The sequence below is a fragment of the Sphingomonas sp. HT-1 genome, from assembly GCF_048568905.1.
Lineage (GTDB): Bacteria > Pseudomonadota > Alphaproteobacteria > Sphingomonadales > Sphingomonadaceae > Sphingomonas.
In genome coordinates this window covers 1,005,404-1,021,548 of sequence record NZ_CP183770.1, presented here as the reverse complement: position 1 = coordinate 1,021,548, position 16,145 = coordinate 1,005,404, and the positions used below count along the sequence as shown (strand labels likewise).

Genomic DNA, 16,145 nt, shown 5'->3' with positions numbered 1-16,145 from the left:
GCCTATCGCCCCCGCGCGCTGCGCAGATCGATCCCCAGCCGCTTCACGCGATAGTAGAAGGTCTTGCGCGGCAGGCCGAGCGCGGCGATCGCGACGTTGATTTCGCCCTGCGCGACAGCGATGGCGTCCAGGATCGCAGCGCGCTCGAACGCCTCCAGCCGCTCGGGCAGCGTTGCCTGCCCCTCTGCTGCTCCTGTATCAGACGTCATGTCGAGCCCCAGCACGAACCGCTCCGCTGCCAGCTCCAGTTCGCGGACGTTCCCTGGCCAGTCCCGCTCCGCCGCCGCGTGCGCCGCTGCCGATAGCGCCGGGGCCGGCCGGCGATGCCGCTCTGCCGCCTGAACGGCAAAATGGGCGAACAGCAGCGGCACGTCCTCGCGTCGCTCGGCCAGAGCCGGCATCCGCAGCGGGACGCCCGCCAGGCGATGGTACAGCGACGGTGGCACCGCCGACGCGGCGCCCTCGGCGATCGTCGCGATGATCCGTACGTCGACGGGATCGGGATCGCGTTGATCGGTTGCGACCGTCCGCGTCTCGGCGAACTGGGCGAGCCGATGCTGGAGCGCGGGTTCGGCGAGGTGGAGATTGTCGAGGAACAGCGTACCTCGGTCGGCGCGGGCGAGGATGCCGCCGCGCGCGAAGAGCTCGCGGTCGACGATCGTAGGCGGCGCCATCGCGCAATCGAACAACTGGAACCGGTGGCGGCCGCGGCGGCCGGCGCGGTGCACCAGCCTGGCGTATAGTTCCTTGCCGGTGCCGGTCGCCCCCTCCACGGTCAGATCGAGCGCTGCATCCGCCAGCAGCGGAATCATCTCACGCAGCCGGCGGATCGCGGGTGATTCGCCGATCAGTGCAACATCCGCCTCGCCGGCGGCAGCCCGCAGCCTGCGGTTCTCCAGCGCCAGGGTGCGCGCGGTGCCGGCGCGCTGCAGCGCCGCCGCCAGCGCTTCGCCGGCGAAAGGCTTGGTCAGGAAATCCCAGGCACCGGCCTTGATCGCTTCCACAGCCATGGCGACATCGCCATGCCCGGTCATCAGGATCACGGGGAGTTCGGGATCCACGGCGCGCAGCCGGTGGAAGAAGTCGACGCCCGACATGCCCGGCATCCGCACGTCGCTGACGACGACGCCGGCAAAATCGGCATCTATCGCTGCCAGCGCGGCGGCCGCATCTGGGAAGGGCAGGACAGTGTGACCGGCCAACACGAGCAATTGCGTCAACGCCGCGCGGAGATCGGCATCGTCGTCTACCAGAGCGACCGGCACGCTCATGCGCGGCGCAACGCAAGCTCGAAGCAGGCGCCCGGCATGTCGGGCATCCAGCGCAGCGAACCGCCGAGATCGGTCATGATGTCGCTCGCGATCACCAGCCCCAGGCCGAGGCCGGTGCTGCGGCTCGTGGCGAAGGGCGTGAACAGGCGGGCTGCGATTTCGGGCGCGATGCCCGGGCCATTATCACAGATGCGGACTACGACATCGTTCTCGGCCGGCAGCACGGACAGCGTGATTGCGGGATCGGGCTGGCCAGCCAGTGCCTCGACGGCGTTCTGCAGCAGGTTTACAAACACTTGCTCCAGGCGCACCCGGCCGCCCAGCACCAGCAGGTTCGGATCGAACGGCGATCGTTCCAGCCGGATCGGACGCAATTGCTCCTTCAGGATCAGCAGCGCGCCGTCGACGGCCTCGGCCAGCGGCAAGGCGCGGATCTCGCCCGGACGTCGGCGGGAAAAGCCGCGCAGCTGCGCGGTCACCGTGCCGATGCGGTCGCTCAGGCGGCGGATCGTATCGAGATTGTCGCGTACCAGATCGACCGCACCGCGCTCTAGCAGCGTCACGCTGGTTTCTGCATAGGTGCGGATGGCGGCGACCGGCTGAGCGGTTTCGTGGGCGACGCTCGCAGTGACCTGGCCGAGCGTGGCGAGGCGATTGGCCTGGCGGAGCCCTTCGCGCAGTTCGGCGGCGCGGGCTTCCAGCTGGGTGCGCTCTTCGATCTCGCGCCGCAGCGCCGCCGTCCGTTCCGCGACGGCCGCTTCCAGCTCGGCAGTACGACGGCGGGCGAGCGTCGCGCGCTGGCGCAGGCTCCAGACCAGCGCGGCGAGAGCCAGCACGCCCATCAGCGTGCTCAGCGCCGCGGTGCGCTGCGCGGCACGCACGGCAGGGCCAATCGGCCGACGCAGCGAAAGGCGCCAGCCGGGCTGCGCTGTCGCTACCGCCGCCGCGACCTGGTCATGCCCGACCGGCGGCAGCAGGAGCGGCGCCGAGGAGGCGGGCAGGGCGGCCTCCCTGCGAAGCCAAGCAAGCGTGGCGGGAAGGATCGGCCGGGCTACCGCGAAGCGCCACTCGGGCTTGCTCGCCACCAGTACCAGTCCGGCCGGATCCTCCACATAGGTGGCGCCGCCGGCGCGCTGCCAGGCGGATTCGACCGAGTCGAACTCCAGCTTGACCACGATCACCCCCGATGCGGCCGTGCGCCGCGCGAGGTACAGGCCAGAATGACGGCTGACGGTGCCGAGCGCGAACTGCCGCGCTTCGCCCTTGCTGCTCGCTTCGCGGAAGTAGCGGCGAAAGCGGTAATCCGATCCGACGAAGCTTTGCGGCGAGCGCCAGTTGCTGGCCGCCAGCGTGCGACCGCCCGGCGCGATTAGGTAGATGGCGGCGGCGCCGGTGGTTCGCGCCAGCCGTTCCAGCTTCTCGTTCAGCGGCCGTGCGGGGCCGCCCGCCAGCGCGGCGACGACGTCGCGATCATCGCTCAGCGCCAGGGGCAGCAGCCGGAAGCGCGCAATCTCGCTGTCGAGCAACGCGGCGCGGAGCTGGGCGCCGGTGCGGGTGCCCGCGACCAGGCTTTCGCGCGCCCGTTCGCCACTGAGCCACCCCGCGGCCAGCGCCAGCACCGCGCCGATAAGCGCCGCGATCGTCCAGAAGCGCCAGCCCGAAGTTGATTCGCCCTTCTTCACGTCCCGGCTATCCGACGCCGCTCCACAATGTGCAAGTTCTTGCACATCGGGCCTTGGGGCTTGTGTCATTTCTGACGCAGCATTTGGTGCGAAATCCCTCTAAGTATTTGATAAAGAGATAGAAAAATGGGGACGTGGTAGGGCTTCGTCCGCGCCGATGGAGAGGGCAAGCTTGCGCGATCCAGCCTATCGGCAAGCACCGGGGCGAACGGAGAGGACATCATGGTACGTATCGCTGTCGATCCCCCAGCCGCATCTGGCGATTCCCCGCTGCCCGAGCGGCGTGCCTGGTATCGGCACCTCTATGTCTGGGTACTGATCGCGATCGTGGCCGGCGTGCTGGTCGGCCATTATGCGCCGGGCACCGGCGAGGCGCTGAAGCCCCTGGGCGATGCATTCATCAAGCTGGTGAAGATGATCATCGCGCCGGTGATCTTCCTGACGATCGTGACCGGCATTGCGGGCATGCGCGATCTGGCGGCGGTGGGGCGGGTGGCGGCGAAGGCGTTCGCCTATTTCCTGTTCTTTTCCACCCTGGCGCTCGTCGTCGGCATGGTAGTGGCCAATGTCGTGCGGCCGGGTGCCGGGCTCAACATCGATCCCGCCTCGCTCGATGCGGGCAAGGTAGCGGACTATGCCGCCAAGGCGCATGAAAGCACGCTTGTCGGCTTCATGCTGGGCATCATCCCCGACACCTTCCTGTCGGCAATGACCGGCGGCAACATCCTGCAGACGCTGTTCGTCGCGATCCTGTTCGGCATCGGCCTGGCCCTGATCGGCGATCGCGGCGAGCGGATCGTTGGCGCGCTGGAGGATGTATCGCTGGCGATGTTCAAGGTCGTCGCGATCCTGATGAAGGCGGCGCCCATCGGTGCGTTCGGCGCCATGGCGTTCACCGTGGGCAAGTACGGCGTCGGGACGCTCGCCAACCTCGCCATGCTGGTCGGCACCTTCTACCTGACCTCGGCGCTGTTCGTGGTGGTGGTGCTCGGCACCGTGTCTGCGCTCGCCGGCTTCTCGATTTTCCGGCTGATCGGCTATCTGAAGGCCGAGCTGCTGCTGGTGCTCGGCACGTCTTCGTCGGAAAGCGCGCTGCCCTCGCTGATCGAAAAGATGGAGCGGGCGGGCTGCCCCAAGACGATCGTCGGGCTGGTGGTGCCGACCGGCTATTCCTTCAACCTAGATGGCACCAACATCTACATGACGCTTGCCGCCTTGTTCATCGCGCAGGCAACCGGGGTGGATCTGTCGATCGGGCAGCAGCTGCTGCTGCTCGGCGTGGCGATGCTGTCTTCCAAGGGGGCGGCCGGGGTGACCGGGGCCGGCTTCATCACGCTGGCGGCGACGCTGTCGATCGTGCCCAGCGTGCCGCTCGCCGGGATGGCGCTGATCCTGGGGGTCGACCGATTCATGTCCGAATGCCGCAGCCTGACCAACTTCATCGGTAATGCCGTGGCGACGGTGGTCGTGTCGCGCTGGGAAGGCCGTCTGGACCGCACCGCGCTCGATGCGGCGCTCCGCGGCACCGCGACGCGCGTCGACCAGCTCCCCGCCGACGCCGTACCGGCCGAGTAAAGAGCGCCTCCATGCAGTTTCTGCTTCGCGCCCTGGGCGCCACCCCCGCGCTCGCCCTGGCGATCCCCGCCGCCGCCCAGACGATCGACAAGGGTGCCGCCTATCCCGCCGCGGCCGCCGGGGACGGCGCAACAAATGGCGGCTACAACCTGTCGCGCTGGGCGGAGGATTGGCGCGCGATGTGCGATCCCGCCAAGCGCGACGATCCCATCGACGCCTTGAAATGCGTGAAGCTCACGCCCGGCGGCGATGTCTATGTGACGCTTTCGGGCGAGGCGCGGCTGCGGGTGAACCACACCACCAATCCCAATTTGCGCGAGGTCCGCGCCCAACGGCAGGACATCGTCCGGCTGTTCGGCGGCGCGGACCTGCATATCGGCGAGCATCTGCGCGTCTATGGCGAGATCGCGCATGGCGGCATCACCGGGGTCGAGCTCGGCGCGCCCGCTGCGACGCTGCGCAACCGCATCGCCGTGCAGCAGCTGTTCGCCGAAGCAAAGGGGGAGGTGGGCGGCATCGCGATCGGCGCGCGCTATGGCCGCCAAGAGTTCGTCGACGGGCCAAATCTGCTCGTGTCGCAACGGGACAACAACACCATCCGCTACACGCTGAACGGTCTGCGGTTATGGGCGCGATCGAACACGATGCGCGTCGATCTGTTCGACCTGAAGCCGACCCAATATGGCGACCTGGGCGCCGATGACGACGTGATCGATCCGGCGCGTCGCTTCTCCGGCGTGACGCTGGGTTTCGTCGTGCCCAAGGCGCTGACCGGTAACGCCAAGCTCTATTTCGACCCATTTTTCTGGCGTCGACGCAACAAGGTCGGCACCTGGGGCGGCAGGATCGGTCCGGCGACCCGCTATTATCTTGGCACGCACTTCTGGGGCGAGGCAGGCCCCATCTCCCTCGACTGGTCCGTCAACCATCAATGGGGCCATTTCCTCGACCAGCGGATTGACGCCTGGCACGCCTTTTTTGCGCAAAATGTCCGACTGGGGAGCGGCAAGACAGCCCCACGGATCGGCTTCCACACCGATTATGCGAGCGGCGGCGGTGGCTATGGCGATGGCAAACTGCGCAACGCCTATGCCCCGTTCGGCAACAACATCTACTACAGCTACGGCCTGTTCCTGACCCCCAGCAACCTGGTGGCAGTGGCGCCGACCTTTGCCTTCTCGCCTACGCCCAAGCTGCGGCTGAGCACCGAATATCAACGTGCCTGGCGGGCGAACGTGCACGACGCCGTCTATCGGGCGAGCGGCCAGCCTTTTCCAGGAACGCAGAATGTCCGCGGAGCCCATACCGCGGACGTCGCCCGCCTGCAGGCGGTGTGGGCGATTACGCCGAGACTATCCTTCACCGGCCGGTACGAACATCTCATGGCGGGTCCGGGCCTGCGCAACGCGGGCTATTCCAATTCGGACTTCGTCGCAGGTTGGTTGAGCTTCCGGTTCTGACCTCCGTAGGGCGCAGCCGGCTTTCATCCGGATCGATCCCGGAGGAGTCGACCGGCAGAATAAGACGGTCTAGGCGGTTCAAACGGCGGGGGTCGCCGGATCGGCCGGTCGACTTGCCGGCCAAGTCTATATTGCTATGGTGCATAGCAATATAGACTGAGGTACGGGAGGGGACTGACTTGGAACGTTTTGATGTGCTGATCGTCGGCAGTGGCCATGCCGGTGCCCAATGCGCGATCGCGCTGCGCCAGGCTGGGTTTACGGGCACGCTGGCGATGGTCGGCGAGGAAGCCGAACTTCCCTATGAACGGCCGCCGCTTTCCAAGGATTATCTGGCAGGCGAGAAGAGCTTCGAACGCATTTTGATCCGTCCGGCCGCCTTCTGGGCGGAGCGCGCCATAACCATGGTTCCGGGCCGGCGTATCGTCGCCGTCGACCCAGCAGCGAAGACCGTGCGGGACGCTGAGGGGCGCGAGATCGGCTATGGCAATCTGGTCTGGGCTGCCGGCGGCAGCCCGCGCCGGCTTTCCTGCAGCGGCCACGACCTTGTCGGCGTCCATGCCGTCCGCACGCGCCGGGATGTGGACCAGCTGCTCGCCGAGCTTTCGGCAGCCCAACATGTGGTGGTGATCGGCGGCGGTTATATCGGGCTGGAGGCGGCTGCGGCGCTGACCAAGCAGGGCAAGCATGTCGTCGTTCTGGAGGCAATGGACCGTGTGCTTGCCCGCGTGGCCGGCGCGTCGCTATCCAGCTTCTACGAAGCGGAGCATCGCGCTCATGGCGTGGAGCTTCGAATGGGGGCGCTGGTCGACTGCCTCGACGGTCAGGACGGCCGCGTCTGCGGCGTACGCCTCGCAAATGGCGAAACGCTGCCGGCGGATCTGGTGATCGTCGGTATCGGCATTGTTCCGGAAGTCGCGCCGCTGCTGGAGGCGGGCGCGGACGGGGGCAATGGCGTGCGGGTCGACGCCCAATGCCGCACCAGCCTTCCCGACGTGTTCGCGATCGGCGACTGCGCCTTGCATGTGAACCGCTACGCAGACGGCGCGGAGATCCGCCTCGAATCCGTGCAGAATGCGAACGACCAAGCGAACGTCGTGGCCAAGCTGCTCACCGGCCACGACGCGCACTATGACGCGGTGCCGTGGTTCTGGTCGAACCAATATGACCTGAAGCTGCAGACCGTGGGCCTTTCGATCGGCCATGATGCGACGGTGATCCGCGGTGATCCGGCCGCGCGATCCTTTTCGGTGCTCTATCTGCGTGGCGGGCGGGTGATCGCGCTCGATTGCGTCAACGCCACCCGAGATTATGTTCAAGGCCGCCGCCTGGTGACCGAGGGGATCGTGGCGGACCCGGCGCAGCTGGCCGATCCGGCGGTGGTGCTGAAAGAGCTTTGAGACCGCTGCCTCCGCGCTGCCGCATCGATGGAGTTGCGTGGCGGTAGAGGGCGAGGCATCCCATTTCCAGAAAATGGGAGAAACGAGGATGTCGGACGCATCGGTGCTGCTTTCCAGGAATGGCGATGTCGCCATTGTTCGGCTGAATCGCCCCGATCGGTTGAACGCGCTGACGCCGGACATGCTGGACCTGCTGGCGGAGACGCTACGGCAAGCGGCCGACGAGGGGGCGCGTGCGATCCTGCTTACCGGAGAGGGGCGCGCGTTCTGCGCCGGCGCGGATTTGGTCGCCAGCGTCGGCATGCGCGATTCGGGCGAATCGCTGCGCCAGCATTACCATCCTGTGATCCAGACGATGGCGGACCTGCCGATCCCGATCGTGGCGGCGGTGAACGGCGCAGCGGCCGGTGCAGGCGCATCGATCGCGCTAGCCGCAGACATCGTGGTGATGGCGCGATCCGCCTATCTGCTGCTCGCCTTCGCGAATATCGGGCTAGTGCCGGATGCGGGCGCGACCTGGTTGATCGGCAAGGCGGCGGGGCGGGCCAAGCTTCTGGAAATGGCCCTGCTCGGCGAACGGTTGCCTGCCGATGAGGCACTGGCCGCCGGGCTGATCACGCGCGTGATGGACGATGTCGCGCTGCTCGAATCAGCACAGGGCCTGGCCGCCAAGCTGGCCGCGATGCCCACCGTGGCATTGGGCCTGATCCGCAAGCAGGTGGCAGCGGCACTGACGGGCACGCTGGCGGAGACGATGGAGATCGAAGCGGCGCACCAGAGCATCGCTTCCAAGACCGAGGACTGCCGCGAAGCCATCGCTGCGTTTCTTGCGAAGCGCAGTCCGATGTTCCAGGGCCGCTAGCAGGCGGCGGCCTTTGCCTCGGAACGGCGCGACGAAATCCGTTTTCAAGCGTTCCGAGCGCACATGAAGACTCTCTGGTTCATCACCAATCCGAATTCGGGCACCACTTCCCAGGCGAAATGCGATGCACTGGAAGCGGTGTTCGAGGAGCGTGGCCTGACTCTGGCGGGCCGCACCCGCTTTCCAGCCGACGCGCTGCCTGAAGGGGCCGCGCTCGATGCTGCGGGCGTGGATACCGTGGTGCTGTTCGCAGGCGATGGCACGATCAACGCGGCGCTGCGGGCGCTTGCCGAATGGGAGGGCGCCTTCCTGATCCTGCCGGGCGGGACGATGAACCTGCTTGCCAAGGCGCTCCACGATGAAACCGATCCGCACAAGATTATCCACGCCGCACATGGATGCGATCGGCGGGTGGCGCTGCCCTATGTCATCGCGGGTGAGCATCGAGCGTTCGTCGGGCTAATCCTGGGGCCTGCCGCGACCTGGTTCCGCGCGCGCGAGGCGGTGCGGAGCGGCAGGCTGGGGCGGCTGATCGCCGCCGTGCGCGGTGCCTGGCGGAACACCTTCCATCGCCGGGGTGTCCGCATCGAGGGTGTGGCCGGGATGCGGGACCGCTATCAGGCGGTGTTCGTCAGTCCTACACTGGAAGGGCTGGAGGTCGCCGCGGTGGATGCGCGCGATTGGCGATCGATCGTCGAACTCGGCTGGGAGTGGATGACCGGCGACTGGGTCGCCGCCCAGGCGGTGGTGGAACGCAAGACCGAGCACCTGGGCGTGCGCGAAACCCGCCCCGTCCTGGCGCTGTTCGATGGTGAACCGGTGACGCTCGACAGCGGCACGCGCATTCGCGCGGGACGTAGCCTGGAAACCTTTCTTGCCACGCGAACGGAGGCGATCGCCGCATGACTCGCTTGTTCCACGTCAGCGATATCCATTTCGGGCGGGAGGACCAGGCGGCGCTCGACTGGTTCGAGGCCAAGGTGCGCGAGGAGCGGCCTGCGGCCATCATCATGACCGGGGACCTTACCATGCGGGCGCGATCGCACGAATTCGCCGCGGCTTCCGAATGGCTGGAGGGGCTGGGCGTTCCTATGACGGTGGAGGTGGGGAACCATGACCTTCCCTATTTCAACCCGCTCGCAAGGCTCACCACGCCATATCGCCGCTATCGGACGCTGGAGCGCGTGATCGAACGGCCGCTCGACGTGCGCGGTGTATCGGTGGTGCCGCTGAAGACGACGGCACGGTTCCAGTTCCGCACCAACTGGTCCAAGGGCCATGTCAGCACACGGGCGTTGCAGAAATCGTTGGCGCTGGCGGAGGCGGTACCGGAAGGCGACTTGATCTTCGTTGCCGCCCATCATCCGCTGATCGAGGCGGGGACGCGCGGCACCTCCCGTACGCGCAACGGCGCGGAGGCGCTGGCCGCCTTGTCGCAGGCGGGTGCCCACGCCGTGCTGACCGGGCACGTCCATGATCCCTTCGACATCGAACATCGGATGCGCGACCGAGTCGTGCGGCTGATCGGCGCCGGTACGCTGTCCGAACGCACCCGGGAAAAGCCCCCGTCGTTCAACGAGATCACGGTGGACGGAGCCAGCTTTTCGACGCGTGCCCGCTTCCTGGGCGAACCCAGCGTCGCGCTGTGAAGTGAACGAAAAAGGGCGGCCCGTTGCCGGACCGCCCCTAGTTCCCTGGCCGAAGCCGAGACGCTTAGCGCTTCGAGAACTGGAAGCTGCGGCGGGCCTTCGCCTTGCCGTACTTCTTACGCTCGACGGCACGGCTGTCGCGGGTGAGGAAGCCGGCCTTCTTCACCGGCGCGCGCAGCACCGGCTCATACTTGGTCAGCGCCTGCGAGATGCCGTGCTTCACGGCACCGGCCTGGCCCGACAGACCACCGCCCTTGACGGTGCAGATCACGTCATACTGGCCCTCACGCTCGGCGACACCGAACGGCTGGTTGATGACGAGACGCAGCGTGGGACGCGCGAAATAAATTTCCTGGTCACGACCGTTGATCGTGATCTTGCCGGTGCCCGGCTTCAGCCACACGCGGGCCACGGCGTCCTTACGACGGCCGGTGGCATAGGCGCGGCCATACTGGTCCAGCTCCTGCGCGCGCAGCGGCGTGGTCGGGGCGGCCGGCTCGTCGATCTGGCCGGCGAGATAGGCGTCGGCAGCGGCGGCAGCAGCCGGAGCTGCGGTCTGGCCTTCGGTCGGCGCGGCGGGCTGCTGGCCCAGCGCTGCGCCCAGGTCGGAAAGCGACTGGCGGTTGTCAGACATTATGCACCCACCTTGTTCTTGCGGCTCATGCCGGCGATGTCGAGAACCTCGGGGTTCTGAGCTTCATGCGGATGCTCCGAACCGGCGAAGATGCGCAGGTTGCGCATCTGCTGGCGGCCGAGCGGGCCGCGCGGGATCATGCGCTCTACGGCCTTCTCCAGAACGCGCTCCGGGAAGCGGCCCTCGAGAACCTTGGCGGCGGTGATGCCCTTGATGCCGCCCGCATAGCCGGTGTGCTTGTAGTACACCTTCTGGCCGAGCTTCTTGCCGGTGAAACGGATCTTGTCCGCGTTGATCACGATGACATTGTCACCGCAGTCGACGTGCGGGGTGAAGCTGGTCTTGTGCTTGCCGCGCAGGACGTTCGCGATCACCACCGCTGCACGACCGACGACGAGCCCTTCGGCGTCGACGATGTGCCACTTCTTCTCCACCTCGGCCGGCTTGGCCGACTTGGTGGTCTTCATCAGCGCCTTCATGGCCTGTGACCTTTCACGTAGGAAATGCAGACGCGCCACCGTCCCCGGCAGCGCGTTCGATGCCCCAATGACGATAAGGGGCGTGAAAGTCAAGAAATGCGTGGGTTTGCTGACGGGTAAAATGATACCTGTAGGTTCAGCGCGTCTCGTCGGCGATCCAGCGGGCGACGACATTGCCCGCTTCCACCGGCCACTGTTCGATGACCGGCAGGTCATAGTCGTGGAGTGCCGCGATCCGCTCGCGCAGGCGCAGTGCTAGGGCGGGGCGGGTCTTGAACAGCGCGGGCACTTCCTCGCCGCGCTCGATGCCGCCCTGCCACCGATAGATCGAGGTGCACGGCGCGAGGATGTTGACGCAGGCGGCGAGCCGCTCCGCCAGCATCGTCTCCGCCACCCGCTCTGCATCGGCGCGGCTGGCGAAGGTGACGTAGAGCAGGGCGGTGTCGCTCACCGGGCGCGGCCGATGGCGTGGACGCCCCATACGGTGGCGCAGACCAGCAGCGCACCGACCAGCTGGTGGGTGGCGGCGAGGTGGAGGTTCACGCCGGTCATCACCGTGGCAATCCCGAGCAGGATCTGGATGCCGAATGCCGAATGGATCGCGATCGAAGCGCGGCGATCTCCGGCGGCGCGTGCCTTGCGGGCGAGGACGATCAGCCCCACGACGGCAACCCAGGCCCACCAGCGATGGATGAAGTGGACAATGGCGGGGTCGTAGAGCGCCGCATGGAGCGGACTCTCACCCAGCTGGCTAACTCCGGGAAAGAAGCGGTCGTTCATCAGCGGCCACTGATTGGTGACCAGCCCGGCATCGAGTCCGGCGACCAGTGCGCCGTAGAAGAGCTGGATCGCGAGCAGCACCAGCACGCTCGCGCCGAGCCCGGTCAGCCGTGCCGGGCGCGCGGCATGGTTGGCGGCGAGCGCGCGCAGATCGAGCATCGTCCAGACGATGCCGCCGAGCGTAAACAGCGCGGTCATCAAATGGGTCGCCAGCCAGAAATGGCTGACCGAGGTGCGGGTGTGGTTGAGCCCGGACTTGACCATCCACCAGCCGAACGCGCCCTGCAGCCCGCCCAGCGCCAGCAGCGCGACCAAGCGCCAGCCATAGCCCTGCGGGATCTGCTTACGGACCCAGAACCACAGCAGCGGCAGCGCGAACGCCATGCCGATCAGCCGGCCCAGCAGGCGGTGGACATACTCCCAGAAGAAAATTGCCTTGAAGCCGGCGAGCGTCATGCCCTGATTGAGCTGCTGATACTGGCCGATCTGTTTGTAATGCTCGAACTCGGCCTGCCACTGCGCGTCGTTCAGCGGGGGCACGATGCCTGAGATCGGCTTCCATTCGGTGATCGACAGGCCGGATTCGGTCAGGCGGGTGATGCCCCCGACCACGACCATTGCGACGATCATCGCGGCGACGACGAACAGCCAGTGCGCGAGAGCACGGGGGCGGGCGGTGAGAGGGCGCAGGTTCATTTTCAGCACGTACCGCGATGTACGCGCTCGGGGAAGCGGGCGCTAGCTGCCGGCTTGTGGACTTTCGGGAAGGGCCGGGAGCGCCGGCGGTGCCGCGGGCTGACGCTTCATCGCGATGTCGATCAGCGTCTCCAGGCGGATCACTCGCTCGCGCGTCTCAATCGAGTGGCGGCGGGCTTCGTCGGCGGTGGCCAAGGCCTGCTCGACCTTGTGCTGGAGGAGCGCAACCTGCTGCAGGGCGCGTAACGCGTCGGTCCAGAAGCTCACTGGCGCGCCCAGCCCGACAGTGCGGCGGAGAGTGCGTCCCAATTGATCGATGAGTCGGCCAGCAGCTGCTCGCGAACTTCGGCGCGATAGGCGTCCTCGTCGAACTGCGCGGCGGCAGTGCGCGCGGCTTCAAGTTGGGCGAAGGCCGCGTCCGTGCGGGCATTGGCCTGTTCGAGCTGGGCAAGCAGGTCGCGCATCAGCGCCATCTCGGCGTCGGTGGGTTCGGTATAGCGTTCGGCAGCGGTGCGCATGAAGTCGCTGACCGTCATGTCCGCCGCTTCCGCATTGGCGGAAATGCGCCGCTTTTCCTCGGGCGATACCAGCACGACGACACGGCTGGAGCGAGTCTCTGGAAGCTGCGTGGCCATGTGCATGTACATGGCATGTGCATGTTGAAGGTGCAAGGTGGGATCAACCCAAGATCCTCCCCGTGTCGGGGAGGATCTTGGAATTCCTTACGCCCGCACGCCGTCGGCCAGTTCGGCCTCGTTGTAGCGGAGCGCCTTGAGCACCGTGTCGACGATATGCGCGGCGTTCAGCCCCGCCTCGTCATACTGCTTCTCGGGCTTGTCCTGGTCCTGGAACACGTCCGGCAGGCGCATGGTGCGCAGCTTGAGGCCCGCGTCGATCAGGCCAGTGTCGCTGGCGAGCGTCAGCACATGCGCGCCGAGGCCGCCGATGGCGCCTTCCTCAATCGTCACCGCCACTTCGTGGGTGGTGAGCAGGCGGCGGATCAGTTCTTCGTCAAGCGGCTTGGCAAAGCGCAGATCGGCCACGGTTGTGGACAGACCCTTCGCATCGAGCGTGTCGGCGGCCTTGAGTGCTTCCGCAAGGCGGGTGCCGAGCGACAGGATAGCCACCTTCTTGCCCTCTCGCACCACGCGGCCCTTGCCGATCGCCAGCCGTTCGGGAACCTTGGGCAGCTCCAGGCCGACGCCGTTGCCGCGCGGGTAGCGCAGCGCGATCGGGCCACTATCGTGCATTGCGGCGGTGTGGGTCATGTGGACGAGTTCGACTTCGTCCGCCGCCGCCATCACCACGAAATTGGGCAGGCTGGCGAGATAGGTCACGTCGAAGCTGCCCGCATGTGTCGCGCCGTCGGCCCCTACCAGCCCGGCCCGATCGATCGCAAAGCGGACCGGCAGGTTCTGGATCGCCACATCGTGCACAACCTGATCATAGGCGCGCTGCAGGAAGGTGGAATAGATCGCACAGAACGGCCGCATCCCTTGTGCCGCAAGCCCCGCCGCGAAAGTGACGGCGTGCTGCTCAGCGATGCCCACGTCGAAGGTGCGTGTAGGGAACATCGCCTGGAACTTGTCGAGGCCGGTGCCCGAAGGCATTGCCGCGGTGATCGCACACACGGCGGGATCGCGTTCGCCCTCGGCGATCAGTGCGTCGGCGAAGACCTTGGTATAGGCGGGCGGTCCTGGCGGAGCCTTGGCCTGGGCGCCGGTGATCACGTCGAACTTCTGGACGCCGTGATACTTGTCCGCCGCCTTCTCGGCCGGGGCATAGCCCTTGCCCTTCTTGGTGACGACATGGACGAGGATCGGGCCGTGCTCGGCATCGCGAACATTTTCGAGCACCGGGATCAGATGTTCGAGGTTATGGCCGTCGATCGGGCCGACATAATAAAAGCCAAGTTCCTCGAACAACGTGCCACCCGTCGCCATGCCGCGGGCGAATTCCTCCGCCTTGCCGGCGGCGGCGGTGAGGCGGCGCGACACTTTCTGCGTCACCCGGCGGGCCAGGCTGCGCAGGCCCATATATTCGGAAGAGGAAATGAGGCGCGCAAGATAAGCCGAAAGCCCGCCCACCGGCGGCGCGATCGACATGTCGTTGTCATTGAGGATCACGACCAGACGATTGCCGGCGGCCTCGGCGTTGTTCATCGCCTCATAGGCCATGCCGGCGCTCATCGCGCCGTCGCCGATCACCGCGATCGCCTTGCCGGGCGCCTCGTTCAGCTTGTTGGCGATAGCGAAGCCGAGTGCGGCAGAGATCGAGGTCGACGAGTGCGCGGCGCCGAACGGATCATATTCGCTCTCGCTGCGCTTGGTGAAGCCCGAGAGGCCGCCGCCCTGGCGGATTGTGCGGATCCGATCGCGTCGTCCGGTGAGTATCTTGTGCGGATAGCATTGGTGGCCGACATCCCAGATCAGGCGATCGTCGGGCGTGTCGAACACATAGTGGATCGCCACGGTCAGCTCGACCACGCCGAGGCCGGAGCCGAGATGGCCCCCTGTGGTACCCACAGCGCTGATGGTTTCGGTTCGAAGTTCATCTGCCAGCTGGCGAAGCTGGGCAGGCGCGAGCTTCCGGAGGTCCTGCGGCGTGTCGATCGTGTCGAGCAGCGGCGTCTTGGGTAGGTCAGCCATGGTGTTTGTTAGCGCAGTGTTACGCCCAAGTCGAACGGTCAAATGGGCAGGTCAGTCGCACTTGCCGCACTTGCCGCGCACCTCGATCACCGGGCGCACGGGTGAAAATCCGGCATGTTCGGCGGCAGAACGAACATTCTTGGTGATGCTGTCATCGTCGATATGGGTGGTCTGGCCGCAGCTATCGCACACGAGGAAAATACAATCGTGCAGGCATTCCGGATGGGCATTCGCGACATAGGCATTGGCACTTTCCACCCGCCGCGCGAGGTTCGACCCGACGAAGAGGTCGAGGATGCGATACACGCTGTTGGCCGCGACCCGGCGCCCTTCGGCCTTGGAGACCGCTTCGGCGATGTCATAGGCCGAGGCGGGCTTGTCGAAGCCTGCCAGCGCCTCGAACACGCGCTCGCGCATCGCCGTCCACTGTTCGCCAGCCTGTTCCAGACGAGTCTGGGCGGCTTTGGTCAAGGCTGAGCCGTGATGCTCGTGATGATTATGATGATGCGCGGACATGAACTGGATTTAAGGCCTGTGCCTATCTCCGGCAAGCGGCGGGGTTTGCGCGAACAGCGAGGGTTCAGCAGCCCGCACGGCGATTCAGCTCGTGACCCAGCGCTACCAACGACACGCCGACGAGCGTCCAGAAGGTTTCGAACCCGCCATGCGGCAGCGACAGCGCGCCGGCCATGATGCCCAAGCCAAAGGATCCGATGACCGCCGGCGCCATCATGCCATGGTGGAGGATACCGCGGCCCAATCCGAACACGCCCACCGCAATAGCGAGCGCCAGACCAACTTCATGGATATGCGGATCGAGGAGCGCGCCGGCCGAGGAAAGCAGCGTGAGCAGCACCGTCGTCGCGACACAATGGATCACGCACAACCCGCTGATCCCGATCGCAATCCGATCCAGGGTCCCGTCCATTGCGGCGCGATGAGCGATGGGGGGAGTCAGCGACATGGGCGGCATATAGACACCCCTGGGCGAAGGTACAACATATCATCG

The 16,145-nt window shown here is 66.5% G+C and carries 17 protein-coding genes; 6 read left to right on the top strand and 11 right to left on the bottom strand.

Annotation, left to right across the window (positions count from 1 at the left end):
* Nucleotides 1–2: 2 nt before the first annotated feature.
* Both ACNFJ7_RS04870 and ACNFJ7_RS04865 read right to left on the bottom strand, forming a co-directional pair.
* On the bottom strand, nt 3–1,271 hold the full coding sequence (locus tag ACNFJ7_RS04870; protein ID WP_019369461.1) for a sigma-54-dependent transcriptional regulator: 1,269 nt from the start codon (nt 1,269–1,271) through the stop codon (nt 3–5).
* Nucleotides 1,268–2,953: a sensor histidine kinase gene (locus tag ACNFJ7_RS04865; RefSeq protein ID WP_019369460.1), complete on the bottom strand. Its 1,686-nt coding sequence runs from the start codon at nt 2,951–2,953 to the stop codon at nt 1,268–1,270. The genes ACNFJ7_RS04870 and ACNFJ7_RS04865 overlap by 4 nt, the downstream gene beginning before the upstream one ends.
* Before the next feature lie 222 nt (nt 2,954–3,175).
* On the opposite strand from ACNFJ7_RS04865, the gene ACNFJ7_RS04860 reads away from it, so the two are divergent.
* The 6 genes from ACNFJ7_RS04860 to ACNFJ7_RS04835 all read left to right on the top strand — a co-directional run bounded on the left by ACNFJ7_RS04860 (nt 3,176) and on the right by ACNFJ7_RS04835 (nt 9,899).
* On the top strand, nt 3,176–4,528 hold the full coding sequence (locus tag ACNFJ7_RS04860) for a dicarboxylate/amino acid:cation symporter (protein ID WP_019369459.1): 1,353 nt from the start codon (nt 3,176–3,178) through the stop codon (nt 4,526–4,528).
* 11 nt (nt 4,529–4,539) lie between these two features.
* Nucleotides 4,540–5,988, top strand: coding sequence for an alginate export family protein (locus ACNFJ7_RS04855; RefSeq protein WP_019369458.1), 1,449 nt, complete (start codon nt 4,540–4,542; stop codon nt 5,986–5,988).
* Between the two features lie 179 nt (nt 5,989–6,167).
* Nucleotides 6,168–7,388 carry an NAD(P)/FAD-dependent oxidoreductase gene (locus tag ACNFJ7_RS04850; RefSeq protein WP_026009133.1) on the top strand — a complete coding sequence of 407 codons (1,221 nt, stop codon included), beginning with the start codon at nt 6,168–6,170 and terminating at the stop codon, nt 7,386–7,388.
* Between the two features lie 88 nt (nt 7,389–7,476).
* Nucleotides 7,477–8,250: an enoyl-CoA hydratase-related protein gene (locus tag ACNFJ7_RS04845; protein ID WP_019369456.1), complete on the top strand. Its 774-nt coding sequence runs from the start codon at nt 7,477–7,479 to the stop codon at nt 8,248–8,250.
* A gap of 63 nt (nt 8,251–8,313) precedes the next feature.
* Entirely contained in the window at nt 8,314–9,156 is an 843-nt protein-coding gene (locus tag ACNFJ7_RS04840; RefSeq protein ID WP_019369455.1) for a diacylglycerol/lipid kinase family protein, read from the top strand.
* Nucleotides 9,153–9,899 (top strand): metallophosphoesterase family protein, encoded by a 747-nt coding sequence (locus tag ACNFJ7_RS04835; RefSeq protein WP_019369454.1) that lies wholly within the window; start codon nt 9,153–9,155, stop codon nt 9,897–9,899. Before ACNFJ7_RS04840 ends, ACNFJ7_RS04835 begins: the two co-directional genes overlap by 4 nt.
* Before the next feature lie 64 nt (nt 9,900–9,963).
* Here ACNFJ7_RS04835 and rpsI read toward each other — a convergent pair whose 3' ends face one another.
* The 9 genes from rpsI to ACNFJ7_RS04790 all read right to left on the bottom strand — a co-directional run bounded on the left by rpsI (nt 9,964) and on the right by ACNFJ7_RS04790 (nt 16,064).
* Nucleotides 9,964–10,533 (bottom strand): 30S ribosomal protein S9, encoded by a 570-nt coding sequence (rpsI, locus tag ACNFJ7_RS04830; RefSeq protein ID WP_019369453.1) that lies wholly within the window; start codon nt 10,531–10,533, stop codon nt 9,964–9,966.
* A complete protein-coding gene (gene rplM, locus ACNFJ7_RS04825; RefSeq protein ID WP_019369452.1) occupies nt 10,533–11,012 on the bottom strand; it encodes a 50S ribosomal protein L13 in 480 nt (159 codons plus the stop codon). The genes rpsI and rplM overlap by 1 nt, the downstream gene beginning before the upstream one ends.
* Nucleotides 11,013–11,148: 136 nt before the next feature.
* Nucleotides 11,149–11,463, bottom strand: a complete 315-nt coding sequence (gene cutA, locus ACNFJ7_RS04820; RefSeq protein ID WP_019369451.1) for a divalent-cation tolerance protein CutA — start codon at nt 11,461–11,463, stop codon at nt 11,149–11,151.
* Nucleotides 11,460–12,488, bottom strand: coding sequence for a COX15/CtaA family protein (locus ACNFJ7_RS04815; protein WP_019369450.1), 1,029 nt, complete (start codon nt 12,486–12,488; stop codon nt 11,460–11,462). The genes cutA and ACNFJ7_RS04815 overlap by 4 nt, the downstream gene beginning before the upstream one ends.
* A gap of 42 nt (nt 12,489–12,530) precedes the next feature.
* Nucleotides 12,531–12,755, bottom strand: coding sequence for a hypothetical protein (locus ACNFJ7_RS04810; protein WP_152997790.1), 225 nt, complete (start codon nt 12,753–12,755; stop codon nt 12,531–12,533).
* Nucleotides 12,752–13,123, bottom strand: coding sequence for a plasmid mobilization protein (locus tag ACNFJ7_RS04805; RefSeq protein ID WP_019369448.1), 372 nt, complete (start codon nt 13,121–13,123; stop codon nt 12,752–12,754). The genes ACNFJ7_RS04810 and ACNFJ7_RS04805 overlap by 4 nt, the downstream gene beginning before the upstream one ends.
* Before the next feature lie 87 nt (nt 13,124–13,210).
* Entirely contained in the window at nt 13,211–15,136 is a 1,926-nt protein-coding gene (gene dxs / locus ACNFJ7_RS04800; RefSeq protein WP_019369447.1) for a 1-deoxy-D-xylulose-5-phosphate synthase, read from the bottom strand.
* 51 nt (nt 15,137–15,187) lie between these two features.
* Nucleotides 15,188–15,652: a Fur family transcriptional regulator gene (locus ACNFJ7_RS04795; RefSeq protein ID WP_019369446.1), complete on the bottom strand. Its 465-nt coding sequence runs from the start codon at nt 15,650–15,652 to the stop codon at nt 15,188–15,190.
* Nucleotides 15,653–15,716: 64 nt separating this feature from the next.
* Nucleotides 15,717–16,064 (bottom strand): MerC domain-containing protein, encoded by a 348-nt coding sequence (locus ACNFJ7_RS04790; RefSeq protein ID WP_019369445.1) that lies wholly within the window; start codon nt 16,062–16,064, stop codon nt 15,717–15,719.
* Nucleotides 16,065–16,145 lie beyond the last annotated feature (81 nt).

Bases quoted from the DNA above. Each gene is read 5' to 3' on its own strand.
- ACNFJ7_RS04870 (WP_019369461.1), bottom strand. From the start codon at position 1,271: ATGAGCGTGCCGGTCGCTCTGGTAGACGACGATGCCGATCTCCGCGCG.
- ACNFJ7_RS04860 (WP_019369459.1), top strand. From the start codon at position 3,176: ATGGTACGTATCGCTGTCGATCCCCCAGCCGCATCTGGCGATTCCCCG.
- ACNFJ7_RS04855 (WP_019369458.1), top strand. From the start codon at position 4,540: ATGCAGTTTCTGCTTCGCGCCCTGGGCGCCACCCCCGCGCTCGCCCTG.
- ACNFJ7_RS04845 (WP_019369456.1), top strand. From the start codon at position 7,477: ATGTCGGACGCATCGGTGCTGCTTTCCAGGAATGGCGATGTCGCCATT.
- ACNFJ7_RS04840 (WP_019369455.1), top strand. From the start codon at position 8,314: ATGAAGACTCTCTGGTTCATCACCAATCCGAATTCGGGCACCACTTCC.
- ACNFJ7_RS04835 (WP_019369454.1), top strand. From the start codon at position 9,153: ATGACTCGCTTGTTCCACGTCAGCGATATCCATTTCGGGCGGGAGGAC.
- rpsI (WP_019369453.1), bottom strand. From the start codon at position 10,533: ATGTCTGACAACCGCCAGTCGCTTTCCGACCTGGGCGCAGCGCTGGGC.
- rplM (WP_019369452.1), bottom strand. From the start codon at position 11,012: ATGAAGGCGCTGATGAAGACCACCAAGTCGGCCAAGCCGGCCGAGGTG.
- ACNFJ7_RS04815 (WP_019369450.1), bottom strand. From the start codon at position 12,488: ATGAACCTGCGCCCTCTCACCGCCCGCCCCCGTGCTCTCGCGCACTGG.
- ACNFJ7_RS04805 (WP_019369448.1), bottom strand. From the start codon at position 13,123: ATGGCCACGCAGCTTCCAGAGACTCGCTCCAGCCGTGTCGTCGTGCTG.
- dxs (WP_019369447.1), bottom strand. From the start codon at position 15,136: ATGGCTGACCTACCCAAGACGCCGCTGCTCGACACGATCGACACGCCG.
- ACNFJ7_RS04795 (WP_019369446.1), bottom strand. From the start codon at position 15,652: ATGTCCGCGCATCATCATAATCATCACGAGCATCACGGCTCAGCCTTG.
- ACNFJ7_RS04790 (WP_019369445.1), bottom strand. From the start codon at position 16,064: ATGGACGGGACCCTGGATCGGATTGCGATCGGGATCAGCGGGTTGTGC.